General features: G+C 42.3%; 14 protein-coding genes and 1 rRNA gene. 8 read left to right on the top strand and 7 right to left on the bottom strand.

Annotated elements, in window-relative coordinates; all coding sequences use genetic code 11:
• Window positions 1–609: 609 nt before the first annotated feature.
• A complete protein-coding gene (locus tag B9T34_RS17650; protein ID WP_086214440.1) occupies window positions 610–2,544 on the bottom strand; it encodes an ATP-binding cassette domain-containing protein in 1,935 nt (644 codons plus the stop codon).
• Between the two features lie 229 nt (window positions 2,545–2,773).
• Between B9T34_RS17650 and B9T34_RS17645 the strand changes: the two genes are divergently transcribed.
• The 4 genes from B9T34_RS17645 to erpA all read left to right on the top strand — a co-directional run bounded on the left by B9T34_RS17645 (window position 2,774) and on the right by erpA (window position 6,731).
• A complete protein-coding gene (locus B9T34_RS17645; RefSeq protein WP_086214439.1) occupies window positions 2,774–3,781 on the top strand; it encodes a putative solute-binding protein in 1,008 nt (335 codons plus the stop codon).
• 247 nt (window positions 3,782–4,028) lie between these two features.
• Window positions 4,029–5,039, top strand: a complete 1,011-nt coding sequence (locus B9T34_RS17640) for a putative solute-binding protein (protein WP_086214438.1) — start codon at window positions 4,029–4,031, stop codon at window positions 5,037–5,039.
• A 228-nt stretch (window positions 5,040–5,267) separates the two neighbouring features.
• Window positions 5,268–6,284: a putative solute-binding protein gene (locus tag B9T34_RS17630; RefSeq protein ID WP_086214436.1), complete on the top strand. Its 1,017-nt coding sequence runs from the start codon at window positions 5,268–5,270 to the stop codon at window positions 6,282–6,284.
• A 111-nt stretch (window positions 6,285–6,395) separates the two neighbouring features.
• Window positions 6,396–6,731: an iron-sulfur cluster insertion protein ErpA gene (gene erpA / locus B9T34_RS17625; RefSeq protein ID WP_086214435.1), complete on the top strand. Its 336-nt coding sequence runs from the start codon at window positions 6,396–6,398 to the stop codon at window positions 6,729–6,731.
• A 75-nt stretch (window positions 6,732–6,806) separates the two neighbouring features.
• Here the strand turns inward: erpA and B9T34_RS17620 are convergent, their stop codons facing one another.
• From B9T34_RS17620 to grpE, 4 genes are all read right to left on the bottom strand, one after another.
• Entirely contained in the window at window positions 6,807–7,190 is a 384-nt protein-coding gene (locus tag B9T34_RS17620; RefSeq protein WP_171265240.1) for a hypothetical protein, read from the bottom strand.
• 109 nt (window positions 7,191–7,299) lie between these two features.
• Window positions 7,300–8,211 carry a matrixin family metalloprotease gene (locus B9T34_RS17615; RefSeq protein ID WP_086214433.1) on the bottom strand — a complete coding sequence of 304 codons (912 nt, stop codon included), beginning with the start codon at window positions 8,209–8,211 and terminating at the stop codon, window positions 7,300–7,302.
• Window positions 8,212–8,328: 117 nt separating this feature from the next.
• Complete coding sequence (dnaK, locus tag B9T34_RS17610) at window positions 8,329–10,269, bottom strand: molecular chaperone DnaK (protein WP_086214432.1); 1,941 nt, start codon at window positions 10,267–10,269, stop codon at window positions 8,329–8,331.
• A 122-nt stretch (window positions 10,270–10,391) separates the two neighbouring features.
• The gene (gene grpE, locus B9T34_RS17605; RefSeq protein WP_086214431.1) at window positions 10,392–10,931 is read right to left on the bottom strand and encodes a nucleotide exchange factor GrpE; all 540 of its coding nucleotides are present in this window, start codon (window positions 10,929–10,931) and stop codon (window positions 10,392–10,394) included.
• A 968-nt stretch (window positions 10,932–11,899) separates the two neighbouring features.
• Here grpE and B9T34_RS17595 point away from each other — a divergent pair.
• Window positions 11,900–12,136, top strand: a complete 237-nt coding sequence (locus B9T34_RS17595; protein WP_228147480.1) for a hypothetical protein — start codon at window positions 11,900–11,902, stop codon at window positions 12,134–12,136.
• 585 nt (window positions 12,137–12,721) lie between these two features.
• Here B9T34_RS17595 and B9T34_RS17590 read toward each other — a convergent pair.
• A complete protein-coding gene (locus tag B9T34_RS17590) occupies window positions 12,722–13,273 on the bottom strand; it encodes a hypothetical protein (protein WP_086214428.1) in 552 nt (183 codons plus the stop codon).
• A gap of 196 nt (window positions 13,274–13,469) precedes the next feature.
• Between B9T34_RS17590 and B9T34_RS17585 the strand changes: the two genes are divergently transcribed.
• Window positions 13,470–14,543 (top strand): alpha/beta hydrolase, encoded by a 1,074-nt coding sequence (locus B9T34_RS17585; RefSeq protein ID WP_086214427.1) that lies wholly within the window; start codon window positions 13,470–13,472, stop codon window positions 14,541–14,543.
• A 32-nt stretch (window positions 14,544–14,575) separates the two neighbouring features.
• On the opposite strand, the gene B9T34_RS17580 is transcribed toward B9T34_RS17585, so the two are convergent.
• Window positions 14,576–15,256, bottom strand: coding sequence for an acetoacetate decarboxylase family protein (locus B9T34_RS17580; protein WP_086214426.1), 681 nt, complete (start codon window positions 15,254–15,256; stop codon window positions 14,576–14,578).
• Between the two features lie 102 nt (window positions 15,257–15,358).
• Between B9T34_RS17580 and B9T34_RS17575 the strand changes: the two genes are divergently transcribed.
• Both B9T34_RS17575 and B9T34_RS18960 read left to right on the top strand, forming a co-directional pair.
• Window positions 15,359–15,934, top strand: a complete 576-nt coding sequence (locus tag B9T34_RS17575; protein ID WP_086214425.1) for a peptidylprolyl isomerase — start codon at window positions 15,359–15,361, stop codon at window positions 15,932–15,934.
• 421 nt (window positions 15,935–16,355) lie between these two features.
• Window positions 16,356–16,446, top strand: a 16S ribosomal RNA gene (locus tag B9T34_RS18960); the annotation flags it as partial.

Raw genomic sequence — 16,446 nt, 5'->3', positions numbered from 1 at the left:
TTCTGTGGGTAAATTTTAAATTTAAACTACAAGATAAGCTGCCTGCATCATAGGGTTTTATCCACAGGTGTGTACATAAGAATAATGAATTTAAAAAAATGCAGCGCTTTTGAATTTAAAAGCAGTCACTCGGTTTGAAATTATTTTTATACACATGGTTTGAATTTAAATATCTATAAATCGCTGTAGCTCAAGTTTTTATTGGATTTGGAAGGAGGGTGTTTTTTCTTTTGGGTCTTGGGTCAGCTGCTTTTCTGCGCGCTCAGTCGATGCGGCTCTTTATATTTAAATTACATGAATAATCACTTAATTAAGAATACCTTAATAATGCTTAACTTGGCTTTTAAAGTAAAACTTAATAATCTGGTTTTTTGGTATTAAGTTGTTGATTTATTTTATTTTTTTAATAATTGTTTTTTAGCCGATCGCTGTGCAGCTGCGGTAAATTGATGGTGTATCTGCTAAATTTTCTTTTTATTTATATATTCAGTAATTTATTAGACCGTGTTCGCACAAGTAACCTTTATGGATGTTTGATGGAATGTAGAGCAAAAAAAAGGCCCTGTAATACAGGGCCTTTAAGTGCTAGGGCGAATTCAGATGGCTGGATTAATCAAAAGAAGATTCAAGCTCTTCAAGTTCCATCATTAATTCCAGCATTTTTTCTTCTGCAGCTGCCAACTGAGCTTTTAATTCAGTTTGTTCATTCATCAGCTTCAGTAAATCATCTTTACGGTTTACTTCGTATAGGGCTGAATCACCAAGCTGTATTTCAATTTCTGTCAAACGTGGCTGTAATTTCCCAATTTGAGCTTCACATTTTTCAATGTTTTTTCGAATTGGGCGGCTTGCTTCGCGTCGGCGTGCTGCTTCTTTACGTTGCGCTTCTTTATCACCTTTTGATGCAACTGGCTTTGCCACAACTTGTGACTGTACTGGTGCAGCTGGTTTTTGACCATTTTTCATCATATCGATGCGGGCTTGACGTAACCAATCTGCATAAGCAACCAAGTCACCATCAAATTCACGACTTTCACCGCCATGTACCAAGATTAATTCATCACAGACACTGGCCACCAATTGACGCTCATGCGATACCAATACCACAGCGCCTTCAAAATCCTGTAGCGCCATGGTTAAGGCGTGACGCATATCTAAATCTAAATGGTTGGTCGGTTCGTCTAGAATCAGTACGTTTGGACGCTGCCAAACGATTAGCGCCAAGGCTAAACGTGCGCGTTCACCGCCGGAAAAGCTTTCGCTTGGCGTATCCATACGTTCGCCGCTAAAGCCAAAACTGCCCAGAAATGAGCGTAAGGCTGCTTCACTGATTTTTTTATCAGCAATCCGCGCCAGCTGCAGCATTGGGCTGGCATTGCCATCCAAGGCATCCATTTGATGCTGGGCAAAATAGCCAATATTCAGAAGTTCGGAATCTTTGCGCGTACCTTGCATTAATGGTAAGTCACCGACCAATGATTTAATCAAGGTCGATTTACCTGCGCCATTCATACCCAGCAAGCCAATGCGGCTATTTGGCGTGATTTGCAGATTTACATTGGTGACAATGAGTTTGTCGCCATAACCGATATCTGCATTTTCAAGCTCAAGCAATGGTGAACTCATTTTCGTTGGTTCACGGAAGCTAAAGGTGAAAGGCGTATCAACATGCGCGGCAGACAGCTCCTGCATGCGTTCCAATTGCTTAATACGGCTTTGCGCTTGTTTTGCTTTGGTTGCTTGTGCTTTAAAACGGTCAATATATTTTTGCAGATGCGCACGAGTTTCTAATTGCTTTTCATATGCTTGCTGCTGCTGTGCCAGACGTTCACTGCGGGTGCGTTCAAAGGTTGAATAGTTTCCTGTATACATAATCAATTCTTGATTTTCGATATGCAGGATGTGATCGGTAATGGCATCTAAGAAGTCACGGTCATGCGAAATCAACACCAATGTGCCCTCATAGGCTTTCAGCCAGTCTTCCAGCCATAAAATCGCGTCTAAATCCAAATGGTTGGTCGGCTCATCCAGCAGCAGCAGGTCAGAGCGGCTCATTAGAGTGCGGGCAAGGTTCAGGCGCATGCGCCAGCCGCCAGAAAAACTGGCCACATCCAATTGCGACTGATGCTCAAAAAAGCCTAAACCCGCCATGAGCTGGGAGGCTTTTGATGGCGCAGAATAGCCGTTGATTTCATCAAAGCGGCCATACAGGTGCGCAAGTTCTTCATCGCTTAAATTGTCGGGATGATCCAATTTATGCTGGATTTCCCAGAACTCTTCATCGCCTGATAATACAAAATCAATCGCTTTCATATCGAGAGCTTTGATTTCCTGCGCCATATGCGCAACTGTCCATACGGCGGGCCGGGTCAGTGAGCCGCTGTCTGACTCCATGCCGCCCAATAGCGCTGAAAACAGGGTGGACTTGCCTGCACCGTTTACGCCAGTTAAGCCAATTTTCCAGCCTGGATGCAGCTGCATGGACGCTTTTTGAAATAAAACACGCCCACCGCGACGTATAGAAAGTTGATCTAACTGAATCATGAAACTGTCAAAACACACCGAAAAGATGCGCTCATTCTAAAGGAAGCTGGCTTAAAAAAGGCAAAAGCAGCTGTTTTATTTTCGTGCGGCTTGTTTAAACAATGAAAAATGAATGTGATTGAAATCTCATTTATCGGAAATGTGATATATATGCTATGCGTTGTAAATAAATCTGCATATATTCAAAGAATAAAATCAAAAATGATAAACAGTGCAAGGGTCGGAAAAAATGAAAAAAGGAATTTTAATTTTATCTGTACTGGGCGGTTTTGCGTGGGCAATGCCAGCACAGGCCAAAGTGAATGTCTGTGTATTTGATTTGCTGGGCAAGGCAGGTGAGTCTTTCAAAATGATGGAAGAGTGGGCCCTGATGAGTAAAACGTGGGGCGCAGACGTTAACTTATTGCCGTATCAAGATGAAGCCAAAGTTGAAAAAGATTTCAAAGAGGGTGTCTGTGACGCCTTTTATATGACGTCTATGCGCGCCCGCGCTTACAATAAATTTGCCGGATCGATTGATGCCTTAGGCGGTGTGCCCAGCAATGCAATTGCGCAAAAAGCGATAGCCTATGTATTGGACAGCAGGAACAATAAACGCTTAATCACTAAAGTGGCCAGTGAAACATATGAGGTGGCGGGGATTGGGCAAATTGGTTCGGCCTATATTTTTGTGAAAGACCGCAGTGTGAATACTGTGGAAAAAGTCAAAGGCAAAAAATTTGCCATATTGCATTATGACCGCGCGCAAAAGCAGATGGTGGAGCGGATTGGCGCAATACCTGTCATGGCGGATATTTCCAACTTTATCCGTAAATTCAATAGCAATGAAGTGGATATCGTGGCTGCGCCAGCCTATGCCTTTAAACCGCTGGAAATTTATAAGGGACTAGGCGCAAAAGGCGGAATGATTGATTTCCCAGTCGTGAATGTCACGGCGGATTTGGTGCTGCGTCAGGACCAATTTCCAGCAGGCTACGCAGCCAAATCACGCTCCTGGTTTGTGAAGCAGCTTCCCAAAAGCTTTGCGATGGTAAAGCGCATGGAGGCGGAGATTCCATCTAAATACAGAATTCCGCTGAGCAAAGAAGAAAAGACCGATTACCAGAAATTGCTGCGTGAAGGGCGCATGGATTTAACAGACCAAGGCATTTATGACTCAACCATGATGACGGTGCTGAAAAAGGCGCGCTGCACCGTAGAAAGGACGAACTTTGAATGCTCTTTGGGCGGAGAGTAATGAATATTTTTTATAACTTTGTAAAAAAACAGCGAAAAATGTATTTTTTCACGTTTTATTAAATAAATGATAAGTATTGAATAAATATTAGAATAGTGAAAATTAACTGTAGAAAATGGGTTTGAATAGGCAAAACTGACAAAAATAAATGGAGTAAATGCTCTATTTTTTTAAAAATAACTTGCTTAATATTTGCAATGTGTAGGGACACCCTCGAAACAAAAAAGATTCCAAAAGGATAAATACAATGAAAAAAACACTCCTCTCATTGGCGGCAGTTTCAGCAATTGGATTTGCAGGCACTGCACAAGCAGCAAAAGTTGATGTCTGCGTATTTGATTTGCTGGGTAAATCTGGCGAATCTTTCCAGATGGCGCAAGAATGGGCATTGGCAGCTAAAGGCTGGGGTGCTGAAATCAATTTAATCCCGCGTCAGGATGAAGCTGTAGCGGATAATGATTTTAAAGCGGGCAAATGTGATGCCGTTATGATGACTGCTATGCGCGCGCGCCAATACAATAAATTTGCAGGCTCTATCGATGCTTTGGGCGGGGCGCCAAGCAATGAGATTGCTAAACGCGCGATTACTTTTGCACTCGATAAGCGTAATGAAAGCAAAATGACCAGCAACTTAGGCGGCAAAAAATATGAAGTTGCCGGTATTGCGCCTTTAGGTTCAGCTTTTATTTTCGTGCGTGATAAAAAAATCGATTCTATTGAAAAAGCTGCAGGCAAAAAATTTGCGGTGTTAGGCTATGACGATGCGCAGAAAATTATGGTGCAGCGTGTCGGCGCGCAAGCAGTGATTTCTGATGTTTCCAATTTTGTCGCTAAGTTCAACAATGGTCAGGTTGATATGGTGGGTGCGCCTGCTTATGCCTACAAGCCGCTGGAAATCTATAAAGGTTTGGGCAGCAACGGTGCAATGTTTAATTTCCCTGTATTGCAAGTGACTGTAGACTTGGTGATTCGTCCAGACCAGTTCCCGGCAGATTTTGGTCAGAAATCCCGTGATTGGTTTGTGAAGAATCTGCCGAAGAGCTTTGCCATGATCAACCGTTTGGAAGCGGGCATTCCAGCAAAATTCAAAATGAACTTATCTGCTGAAGAAAAAACCAAATATCAAAAACTGCTGCGTGACGGCCGTATGGATATGACGAAGCGCGGCATTTATGATGCAGGCATGATGTCTGTGCTGAAAAAAGCGCGCTGTTCTGTCGATAAAGCAAACTTTGAATGTTCACTTGGCGGTGAGTAATTTGATTTTTAAGAAAAAAGCCTAGAATATTCTAGGCTTTTTTTTACATGCTGATTTGTCAGTTCCGCCATTGAGCTTAAGATTGAAGCGCGCAATGATGTAAGCGCAGCGGATTTTTTAGCTGAAATGCAAAACTGGTCTAGGCATGGAAGATCTAAAGCAATATTGGGCAAAATAATAATCCCAACAATAAAAGCAAAAATAGTCGTATCCCAAAGGAAAGAAAACATGGCGAAGCAATGGATCAAGGCCTCTCTTTTAAGCGCAGGCTTAATGGCAGCTGCAGGTGCAGTTCAGGCTAAACAAGTGGTATGTGTATTTGACTTGGTGGGTAAAAATGGAGACGTATTTACCTTAATGAAAGATTATCAATTGGCGGCTAAAAACTGGGGCGCGGATATTGAATTGCGCGTCGGTCAAAATGAAGCAGTGATTGCTGAAGATTTTAAAGCGGGAAAATGTGATGGCATCAGTGTGACTGGCATGCGCGGTCGTCAATTCAATGAATTTACCGGTACTTTGGATGCCATTGGCGCGATTCCAGATTTAAAGCTGGCTGTTAAAGTGATGCAAGGTCTCGCTAATCCGACTTTTGCAAAGAATATGGTGCATGGCAAGTATGAGGTTGCTGGAGTTATTCCTGTCGGTGATGCTTATTTGCTGGTGAATGACCGAAGTATTAATACCGTGGCGAAAGCGGCAGGTAAAAAAATTGCAGTTCTGGATTATGACGAAGCGCAAAAAATTATGGTGCAGCAAGTGGGCGCACAGGCGGTGAGTGCAGATGTCACCAACTTTGGCGCGAAATTCAATAATGGCCAAGTTGATATTATCGGTGCGCCCGCTGCAGTATTTAAACCTCTAGAGCTGCATAAAGGTTTGGGTGCGAAGGGCGCGATAGTGAATTATCCAATTCTGCAAGTGACAGGCAATATTATTATCCGTCCGGATAAATTTCCTGCAGGTTATGGTCAAAAGTCGCGTGATTGGGTAAAGGGCCAATTACCGCGCGCATTTAATATCATCGGCAAAATGAAATCGGACATTCCAAGCAAATATTGGATGGATGTGCCGGCAGCAGATAAGCCTGGATATCAAAAAATGATGCGGGAAGCGCGGATTGATTTAACCAAGCGCGGTGTATATGACAAACGCATGATGAAGCTGCTGTGGCAGTTCCGCTGCAAGCAAGACCCGAAAAACTTTGAGTGCGCATTGCAGGATGAGAACTACAAACAATCTTGATAAAATTACTCTGATTTGACTTTTAATCTGCAAGATTGGCCCTATATCGAGTATGCTATACTCGATAAATAGTCTTTTTTGAAAGATGTGAACCGAACAGAGGAACCGATCATGAATGCCCAAGCGCTTGAGCTCAGCGACAATGCTGCTAATAAAGTACGCCAACTGCGTGACAGTGAAGGTAACCAAGACCTAATGTTGCGCGTATATGTGACGGGTGGTGGCTGTTCAGGTTTTTCTTATGGCTTTAACTTTGCAGAAAGCCAAAATGAAGACGATGCAGAATTTGCCAATGGCGATGTAAAAATGCTGGTGGATTCGCTCAGCTACCAATATTTGGTCGGCTCAGTAGTGGATTATTTAGAAGGTTTAGAAGGTTCGCGTTTTGTGGTGCAAAACCCGAATGCGACCACAACCTGTGGCTGCGGATCATCTTTTTCTATTTAAGATGTTGCAGCGGTTCATCAAAAAAGCCCTCCGATGAGGGCTTTTTTTATTGCACTGTTTTTTTAGCGTAGGTATTCAGTCCTCAGGCGCCAGTTTAATGGCTTCCAGCAGGTCAAAAATAATTGTGGTCACATCTTGGCTTAAATCGCGGTTATTAAAGATTTCATAAGCGCTGATGGTCACATCTGTATCGCTTGGCAGCAGTTTTTGTTCTTCTACGATTAGATCGTGAATGGGCAGCAGCGTTTGCTTGACTTGCAGATGCAAAATATCTTTAAAATCCAGATTTTCATCTTCCAGCTCAATCAGCTGCTCATTGAAATAGGGGAGCAAAATTGCATGGAGATAAGGCTGAATCTCAATAATATCAAAGATTTCGATATCACGGGTTTGCTCAATTGTGCTGATGTGGTCATTCACTTCAATCAAGATATGGTAGTAACTCACATTGCTCTCCAGTCAAAGTTATTCAGATTGGGTTCAGCTGTTCACAATAGCATGAATTTTGCACTTTGTTGCTGAATTCCGTGATAAAGCCTTATTAAAAATAAGGAATTAATCATATTGCTCAGCGGGTATACAGCAAACTTTGATCTGCAGGCTTTAATTTGAAATGTTCTAAATCCTGATCACCCAGTACAGGATACATTAGGGCTTGAGGGTCAGCATTGTGCTTGATGCCCAGTGCATGCCCTAGCTCATGGGCAATGGTGAGGCGCAGATCATCCGCGGCATCAAATTGGTAAATCTGAATTTGGTCACCCATAAAGACGCCCTTATGGAATTCGCGCGGGGGAAATCGGTTTTGCGCCTGCATCACATTATGGTTATAGCGGTCAATATTGTTGTTGTGCTGATTAATCTGGTGATTGTATTGAGAATTCATTTGATTGTAATAGGCAATATTATTTTCTAAGCGCCGTGATCTATCCTTCAAAGCTTGATACTGTGTTTCTATGCGCTGGCGGTTCTCGCCTTGAGCATCTTCAATACGGCTCCAGCTCATACGCTGGCGGTTGAGGATTTCAGCATCTGCCTGCAGCTGGATTTGTTCCTGACGCAAAGAGCGCTGCATTTGTTCCAAGCTGCTTTTTGACACATTTAAATTATCAGAAGCGCGCTGATTATTATTTTTTTCTGTATCTAAATTTTGCTGGGTCTTTTTGAAGGCATTGTAATCGTCCTGCCGTGCATCATAAATGAGTTTAATTTGCAGTTTGGCATGCTCATCGTATACGAATAGCTGTTTTTGCATACCGTCGTGCCATATTTGAATCGCTTCTTTGCTCAATTGAATGACTTGATCCTGGCTTAAGCCAAAGCGCGAATCAACATCGGCAATACGGTAGCGCAGGCGGGTATCCAGCGGGTGCATCAGGCGGTCTGACCATGAGTTGTAACGCAGCTGGATATTATTTTTCGTCTGCATATAGAAAAACAGCGCGATCAATGTCAAGAAAGCAATTAAAGCAATGCGCATAAGTCATTATAAATTTTAGTATTTAAATTAATTTAACTGAAAATAATCGCTTTTAAAATACATTTGAGCATAAAAAAACCGCGCTTTCGCGCGGTCTTTTTCAGTTAAGCTGACAAATTATTTTTTGTCATCTTTCACTTCAGTGAACTCAGCATCTACAACGCCATCGTCCGCTTTTTGCTGTTGACCTTCAGCGCCTTGGAAAGCGTTTGGATCAAAGCCTTGAGCGCCGCCTTGACCTTGAGCAGCTTCATATGCCTTTTGAGTAATAGGCATAATAATGTTTTGAAGCGCTTCAGTTTTTGCTTTGATGTCTTCTACGTCGTTTTCTTTTGTTGCAGCTTCTAATTCAGCTACAGCAGTTTCAACCGCAGTTTTTTCGTCAGCAGATACTTGTTCGCCAAGATCTTTCACCGCTTTTTGTGAAGATGAAACTAAAGCATCAGCTTCGTTACGCGCTTTTGCAAGCTCTTCAAATTTACGGTCTTCTTCAGCATTCGCTTCAGCATCTTTGATCATCGCTTCAATTTCAGCATCGCTCAAACCAGAGTTTGCTTTAATTTGAATTGATTGCTCTTTACCAGTGCTCTTGTCTTTTGCAGATACTTTCAAGATACCATCAGCGTTGATGTCGAAAGATACTTCAATTTGCGGCACACCGCGTGGAGCAGGCGGGATATCGCCCAATTGGAAGTTACCCAACAATTTGTTTTGCTGCGCCATTTTACGTTCACCTTGGAACACAGAAATGTCTACAGCAGGCTGGTTGTCAGCAGCAGTTGAGAACACTTGAGATTTCTTCGCAGGAATCGTGGTGTTTTTCTCGATGATCGCTGTTAACACGCCGCCCATGGTTTCAATACCAAGAGTCAGCGGAGTCACGTCAAGAAGAAGTACGTCAGTTTTGTCACCTGAAAGTACCGCGCCTTGAATCGCTGCGCCAATTGCAACTGCTTCGTCTGGGTTCACGTCTTTACGCGGTTCTTTGCCGAAGAAGTCTTGAACTTGCTGCTGAACCATTGGCATGCGTGATTGACCGCCAACCAAAATTACGTCAGAGATGTCAGAAGTTGAAAGACCGGCATCTTTAAGCGCAATACGGCAAGGCTCAATTGTACGGGCAACTAAGTCAGCAACAAGACCTTCTAATTTTGCACGTGTTACGTTGATCACTAAGTGTTTAGGACCAGTCGCATCAGCAGTGATGTATGGAAGGTTAATTTCAGTTGCATTAGAAGAAGAAAGCTCGATTTTCGCTTTTTCTGCAGCTTCTTTTAAACGCTGCAACGCAAGCGGATCTTGTTTCAAGTTAACGCTTTGCTCTTTCTTGAACTCTTCAACCAAGAATTCGATGATTGCGTTATCGAAGTCTTCACCGCCTAGGAATGTATCACCGTTTGTAGATAACACTTCAATTTGCTGGTCGCCGTCAAGGTCAGCAATTTCAATGATTGAAACGTCGAAAGTACCGCCGCCCAAGTCATATACCGCGATTTTACGGTCGCCTTCTTTTTTGTCCATACCGAACGCAAGTGCAGCAGCAGTTGGTTCGTTGATGATGCGTTTTACTTCTAGACCGGCAATTTTACCTGCATCTTTCGTTGCTTGACGCTGTGCATCGTTGAAGTAAGCAGGAACTGTAATAACTGCTTCAGTTACTGTTTCGCCTAGGTAATCTTCAGCTGTTTTTTTCATCTTTTTCAAGATTTCAGCAGAAATTTGCTGTGGCGCAAGTTTTTTATCGTTTACTTCAACCCAAGCATCGCCATTGTCTGCTTTGATGATTTTGTACGGTACAAGGCCAATGTCTTTTTGAACCGCTTGGTCTTGATACTTACGACCGATTAAACGCTTGATTGCGAATAATGTATTTTTCGGGTTGGTTACCGCTTGACGCTTAGCAGATTGGCCAACCAGAATTTCGCCATCTTTATACGCGATAATAGATGGAGTTGTGCGAGCGCCTTCAGCGTTCTCGATTACTTTAACTTTGTCGCCTTCAAGTACTGCTACGCAAGAGTTCGTAGTACCTAAGTCAATACCAATGATTTTAGCCATTAGATGATTTCCTCAAAAATTCTTTTTTGCAATGTTTTTGCTTGTTATCCGATATGAGAGCCGTTCAAAATTTTTCAAGCTTTAATCTGAAATATTTTTCACAAACTCCCGAATTTAAAGGCTTATGCGCCAACCATAACCATGGCAGGGCGAAGCAGGCGGCCATTTAGGGTGTAGCCTTTTTGCAGCACTGTGCCAATTTCGTTTGCTTTTGCATTTGGGTCGATGCCTACCGCCTGATGCAAGTCCGCATTGAAGCCATTCGCCGTATCAGCTTCGACTACGCCAAATTTTTCCAAGGTAGACAGCAGTGATTTCAACGTCAGCTTTACACCTTCAAGCACAGGTGTTTCTTCTTCACCGCCAGCAGCGATTGCGCGTTCAAGATTGTCGACAGAATCCAGCAATTGTTTAGCGAATTTTTCCAGCACAGTATCTTTATGCTTTTCAGCTTCACGCTGAATGCGCTCCACGCTTTTTTGCGCTTCATAAACCGCATTTGCTGTACGCGCTTTTTCAAGTTTCAAGCTGTCTTCTAAGCCACTGATTTGCGCCTGTAAATCTTCAACTGAAACTTCAGTTTGCTCATTTTCAGCTTGAGTTTGCACTTCTTGTTCTGCCTGCTCTAGATCTTGAGCGTCTTGGTTCTGCTCAGCTGCCATAGATTTACTCCGTTTAAATGGGTTCTTAAACATGTACAGTCCTTTTGGCGTCAGGTCTAACTGCGTTAATTCTGAACTGCCATGATTTGCTAAATGTCATGATTAATAGAGAAATCGGGGCTGGATGCAAAAATTCAAGCGAACTGGCTTATTAATTGCAGCTTTTTATTTAAAATTCAGATGAAAATAGAGTGATGTACAGCACTGAACACTCAGTTTATTAAAACATAAATTATTGTTTTGGATAAATATTGATTTTTTAATCGTTAAATTAGATTTATGTGATGATTTTTATCTGTTTCACAATGCCCTGTATCTTTTGCATAATGCAGGAACAGGAAGTGACCATATCTTTGGAGAGAGGGATATGGTGACTGCCGCCTAATTTGAAGTCGCTGTTTTTATACTGAGCCGCCATGGCTCAGTTTTTTTTTTGCTTAAATAATCTGTTTAATAATTAGACAAAAAAGCTCTTATTGTCAGCGCAATTAAATATTTCACAAAAAGTGATCAAATTCGTATGATTGTTTCCAGATTCTATCGCTGTAGATTCTTCTTATTTTGAGTTTGTGTTTTTCATGGCCTATCCATCTACTGGATAGGCATTTTTTTTGCCTTAAATTTTATGACTGTATGTGCTCTGCATGGAAACGTAGGGTTTTCAATGCGAAATGTAATATTCTGCGGCCAGTTTAATGTCAGCCAGCCGCTGATGACTCCGTTTATAACGCGGGCCAATCCCCAGCGTTTGATAGGCATGGCACGGTATTCCAGCCAAAAGGCTGCGGCTCGCCCAAAGCCAGTTTTGAGATACATCAATAGGACTGAATTAAACAAAAGCTTTAAAAAGCTTACCTATGCAAAGTAAAACTGCTACTTAGAATGCGCGCAGTGCACAGCAATTTTTTTCATGATGGCTTCCGCAAAGCGTGACTTTGCAGTGAATTAACTCCACATAGGAATGAGTGATGATGAAAAAAACAGCTTTATTATTTTTAGCTTTAACTGGTTTTGGCGCGGCAGCAGTGGGCTGTACTTCAAGTGAAACCACACAGCCAACTGAAACAGCGCAAGTGACGGCTGGGGCAGATGTAAATGCATCAGCAGATCAGACCGGCGCGATTGCACAGCCTGAAGCAGCAGCTCAGGGATCGGTCGAGGTTCAAAGCGCGCCAGCGCTACAAGAGCCGGCGGTACAGCAATAATGGCTTTAACAGCAGATTACTTCAGGACAATTGGCCTAAAGTAATCATATTTGAATGCATAAAAGTAGATGCCATTTTTATGCATTCAAACACTTTTAATCGCCTATTGATCTGATGAAAAAAATGTAAAGCTGAATTAAAAGATAGCGGAAATAAACAGATGGTGCAGAAGAACCTAGGCAGGCTAAATTTTAGATATGCATAAAACTGCACAAGCTGAAATATGCAAACATGCTTTTGCAGATCATGCTGGCCTATCAGTCAATGAATTGAATGGCTGTTTATTTTGATTTTAGACTTTAGCTTTATAGCAACGCGCTCCTTCATTTGACAGCATATAAAGCGGAGGGTTTTTTAAATCGTCTAATTAAAGCGGTTGAACAGATTCGAGCAATGAGTAAGATTGTCCACGTGGAACAGAACTTCACATTGGGAAAACTATAAATAGATGTCCGTACGTTCAAAAAAGCAGTTTCTGCGGTGAACCGCGAAAAAGTTAAGAAGAGTCTTTGAAACTTCTTAACTGATCAGCTTTAGGGTTGAATGGCTTAAAGAGTACAGCAGCAATGAAAGGCGCAAATTGTTTTAATCTTTACGCTGTTCACGCTGATTTTGGTCACGGCGGTTTTCATTCATCCTTTTATTGTTTTCCTGGCGGCGGTTATCCCACTGTTTACGCTGTTCAGCATTTCTGTTTGCCTGATTACGATTTTGCTCTCGTTTTTTCTGTTCGTACTCGGCACGTTTAGTTCGGTCATTTTGTGCTTTTTGCCGCTGCTGATCCAAGCGCTGACGGTCCTGCTGCATTTTTTGGCGCTGCTGATCCAAACGCTGCCGCTCAGCGTCATTCTTGCGCCGTTCCCAGTCCTGCTGGTTTTTACGGTTCTGATCCCAATTCCGCCGTTCAATTTCTTGTCTGCGCCGTTCCTGTTCCAGCCTGTTGCGCTGCTGCTGGTATTCCCAGCGCTGGCGGTCACGCTCACGATCATATCGCTCATCAGCGCCGCGGTTATAGCCATAGCCATAATTCCGGCCGCTGTCATAACGCCCATCATGATAGCCATCATCAGGGAAAGCAACGCAGCCAACAGCCATAAATGCAGTTGCTATCGACAGCAAGATTACTTTTTTAGCCATAGTCTGTATCCTTTGTCTGAAGGAGCAGCAAAAAACTCCATCAATTGATTGAAAATTGTCAATGACATGTATTTAAAAGAAGCTTAGCTTATGTAATTTGCAGCTGTGTATTTGCTTGTTTGGACTTGTATAAGAATATGGTCACGCAAAGGCGGATCATGTAGAAAATATGAAGAATGGATAAAAAGGACATGAGATGACTGCGTTTAATCAAAAAATGCAAGGATTGATGGAAAAAGGGCAGGGCGCTGCTGGACGTGCGCTGGATAAGCTGCCGAGTTTTGTACAAGAGCGCTTAGCAAAAGCGTTAGGCTATCCCTATGTTTTCCCAGAACTGGATCCGCTGATTAAATGCATGATGGCGGCGCAGATCAAGCAAGGAAAAACGGGTTTTATCGGTGCAGATGTGCAGCGTTCCCGCAAAGCCTTTGATTTGCAGATGCAATCGATTATAGCGAAGCCTACGGCAGTCAAGCAGGTTGAAGATCTACGTCTGCCTTTGCAGAGCGGAACGGTATTTGCACGCCATTATCATCCTGCACCTACCAAAAAATTACCGATGATTGTGTTCTATCATGGCGGCGGCTTTGTCGTCGGCAACTTAGATACACATGACGAAGCGTGCCGTTTACTGGCAGTGCATGCTAAAGCGCAGGTGCTTAGTATAGATTATCCGCTTGCGCCTGAGGCGAGCCCTAAGCAGTTAGTTCAATGCTGTGAAGATGCGCTGGCTTGGGTATTTCAAAACAGCCGCCAATTAAAAATTTTGAAAGGCCGTATTGCGGTGGCCGGCGACAGTGCAGGCGGCAATATTGCGACGGCTGTTGCACAGCGTACTGCAAACAAAGCCTATGCGCCGCATGCACAGTTGCTGTTATACCCCGTAGTGGACTTTAAGAGCCGTCATCCGTCTTTTTATGCTTATAAGGACGGGCTTGTGCTAACAGGCAATGATATCGACCATGTTACTGAATATTATTCTGCTCAGCATAATGTTGCACTCGATGATCCGCTTATTTCACCGACTTACGGCAAACTGGAGAAATTAGCGCCTGCTTATATTGTTACGGCTGGCTTTGATGTTTTGCATGATGAAGCTGAAATTTATTCACACAAATTGCGTCAGCATGGGGTGACAGTGCATTATCAAGAATATACAGATCAAACCCATGGTTTTATCAATTTAACGCCAGTGTCCTCACGCTCAAAAAAATATCTCATCGAAATTAGTAAAAATTTCCGAAAATTCTGGGATAAAAAGGGCTGTTAAATTTAAAAGGTGTTTCACGTGAAACACCTTTTTTATAATGCATAAATGTCTGCTTCAGGAAACACCAATTCAAAATTTGGCGCATAGAAGCTAGGAAAATAGCGGGCTTGTGAAAATTCAGGAAATAAACCGCTGGTATTCATCCATGTTACAGACTGCAGTTTTGATAGTGTGCCTTTAAAAGAAGGTGAAAACTGAAATAGCTGATGATTATAGATTTGCTGAATTTTTAAAAATGAGGCGGGCAATAATTTGCTGGACGCTGGCCATAAGCGTGGGTTTGGAGCTTTATTTAATTGGATCACCATAGAGTTATGAAGATCATGGGGCAGGCGAATAGTGCATTGCACTTCATTGCCATGTTCCCGCCATTCAAAACAGGCAAGTTCTTTTGGAATGCCCCAGTACTGCTGTCCATGATTCACAGAAATTTGCGTCGAAACGTATATTTTAGGAATGGTATGAAGTTTGCTGTCTGTAAAAAGGGGATGGTCTAAAAGCAGCAATTCATCATAAGCCCCGATAGGACTATGCCGATAGCGAACCAGCATGACTTGGATCATTCTGCCAAAACGAGAAGCGCTTAGCTTAAATGGTGTGCTTTGTTCTATAAAAGCTGAAGAAAGCCAATAGTTGAGCAAAAAAGCATCACCTTGCAATATCCATGGAGGTGGATGCTGTATAGCTTTAAGGGCAGCATTATTTTCATTCATTGTTTTTCTCATTCAGCAGCAATCAAAAAAACTGCTTTATTTCTTATACAAGACTAAAATATAGTCAGCATCAAATGCAATTTTAAAACGACGGATATACATATGTTAAAACAAGTTCTTTTGGCAGCAGCTGCGGCGGTTAGCTTCAATGTTTGGGCAGATAACACCATTGTGGAAATGAAAACCAGCCAAGGTACAATCGAAATCGAGCTCTTTAATGATAAAGCGCCAATTTCTGCCAAGAACTTTGAAAATTACGTTAAAGCTGATTTCTATAAAGGTACGGTCTTCCACCGCGTTATTCCTGGCTTTATGATTCAAGGCGGCGGAATGGATGCGCAAATGACAGAGAAGGATACGCTTGCACCAATTAAGAACGAATCTTCTAACGGTTTGAAAAATTCACGCGGCACTTTAGCAATGGCGCGTACCAACGATCCGAATTCAGCCAAAAGCCAGTTCTTCATTAATACCGTTGATAATGACTTTTTAAATAAAAGCGCAATGAATGCTGGATACTCCGTATTCGGTAAAGTCATTAAAGGCATGGATGTGGTCGATAAGATTGAAAAAGTGCCAACTTCTAATCGCGGTATGCATCAGGATGTACCGCAAAGCCCCATACTCATTCAAAGTGTGAAGATAAAAGCACCGGCAGCACAGAAAAGTGAGAAATAAAGAAAATTGTTTATAATTTAATTTTTAATTTATAAAACAATGCCTTATTGTTGAAAATGCTTTTTTATGCGCCAAAATGGCGCATAAAAAAGAAACACACGATAAAACAGGCTGTTAAAAGCCCTTGCAAAGATATAGAAATGGTCTAGAATGCACCCCATACCGACGAGATAGACGGAAACGAACGAAGCGCGAAGCGCTGAGTTGTTGAGTATATCGAAGTCCAGCCCTTAATACTGACGAGGTATTAAGAAGATCATTAAGAGATTATGAAGAACAACTTGTGTGGATTTTTACTGGTTGATCGATCGAAATTATTTTCATTGATTGATGGTAGAAATTACTCGAAGTTTATTTGAGAAATATTTGTCAGAAAATTGATGAGCCAAGATTGGTGCCCTTTAAAGGTACTACTGATTTTAAACTGAAGAGTTTGATCATGGCTCAGATTGAACGCTGGCGGCAGGCTTAACACATGCAAGTCGAGCGGGGTGATGTAGCTTGCTACATTA

It is taken from the genome of Acinetobacter sp. ANC 3813 (assembly GCF_002135435.1).
In the GTDB taxonomy this organism is placed as follows: domain Bacteria; phylum Pseudomonadota; class Gammaproteobacteria; order Pseudomonadales; family Moraxellaceae; genus Acinetobacter.
The sequence above is the reverse complement of the archived record's forward strand: the minus strand, read 5'-3'. Positions and strand labels throughout refer to the sequence as shown.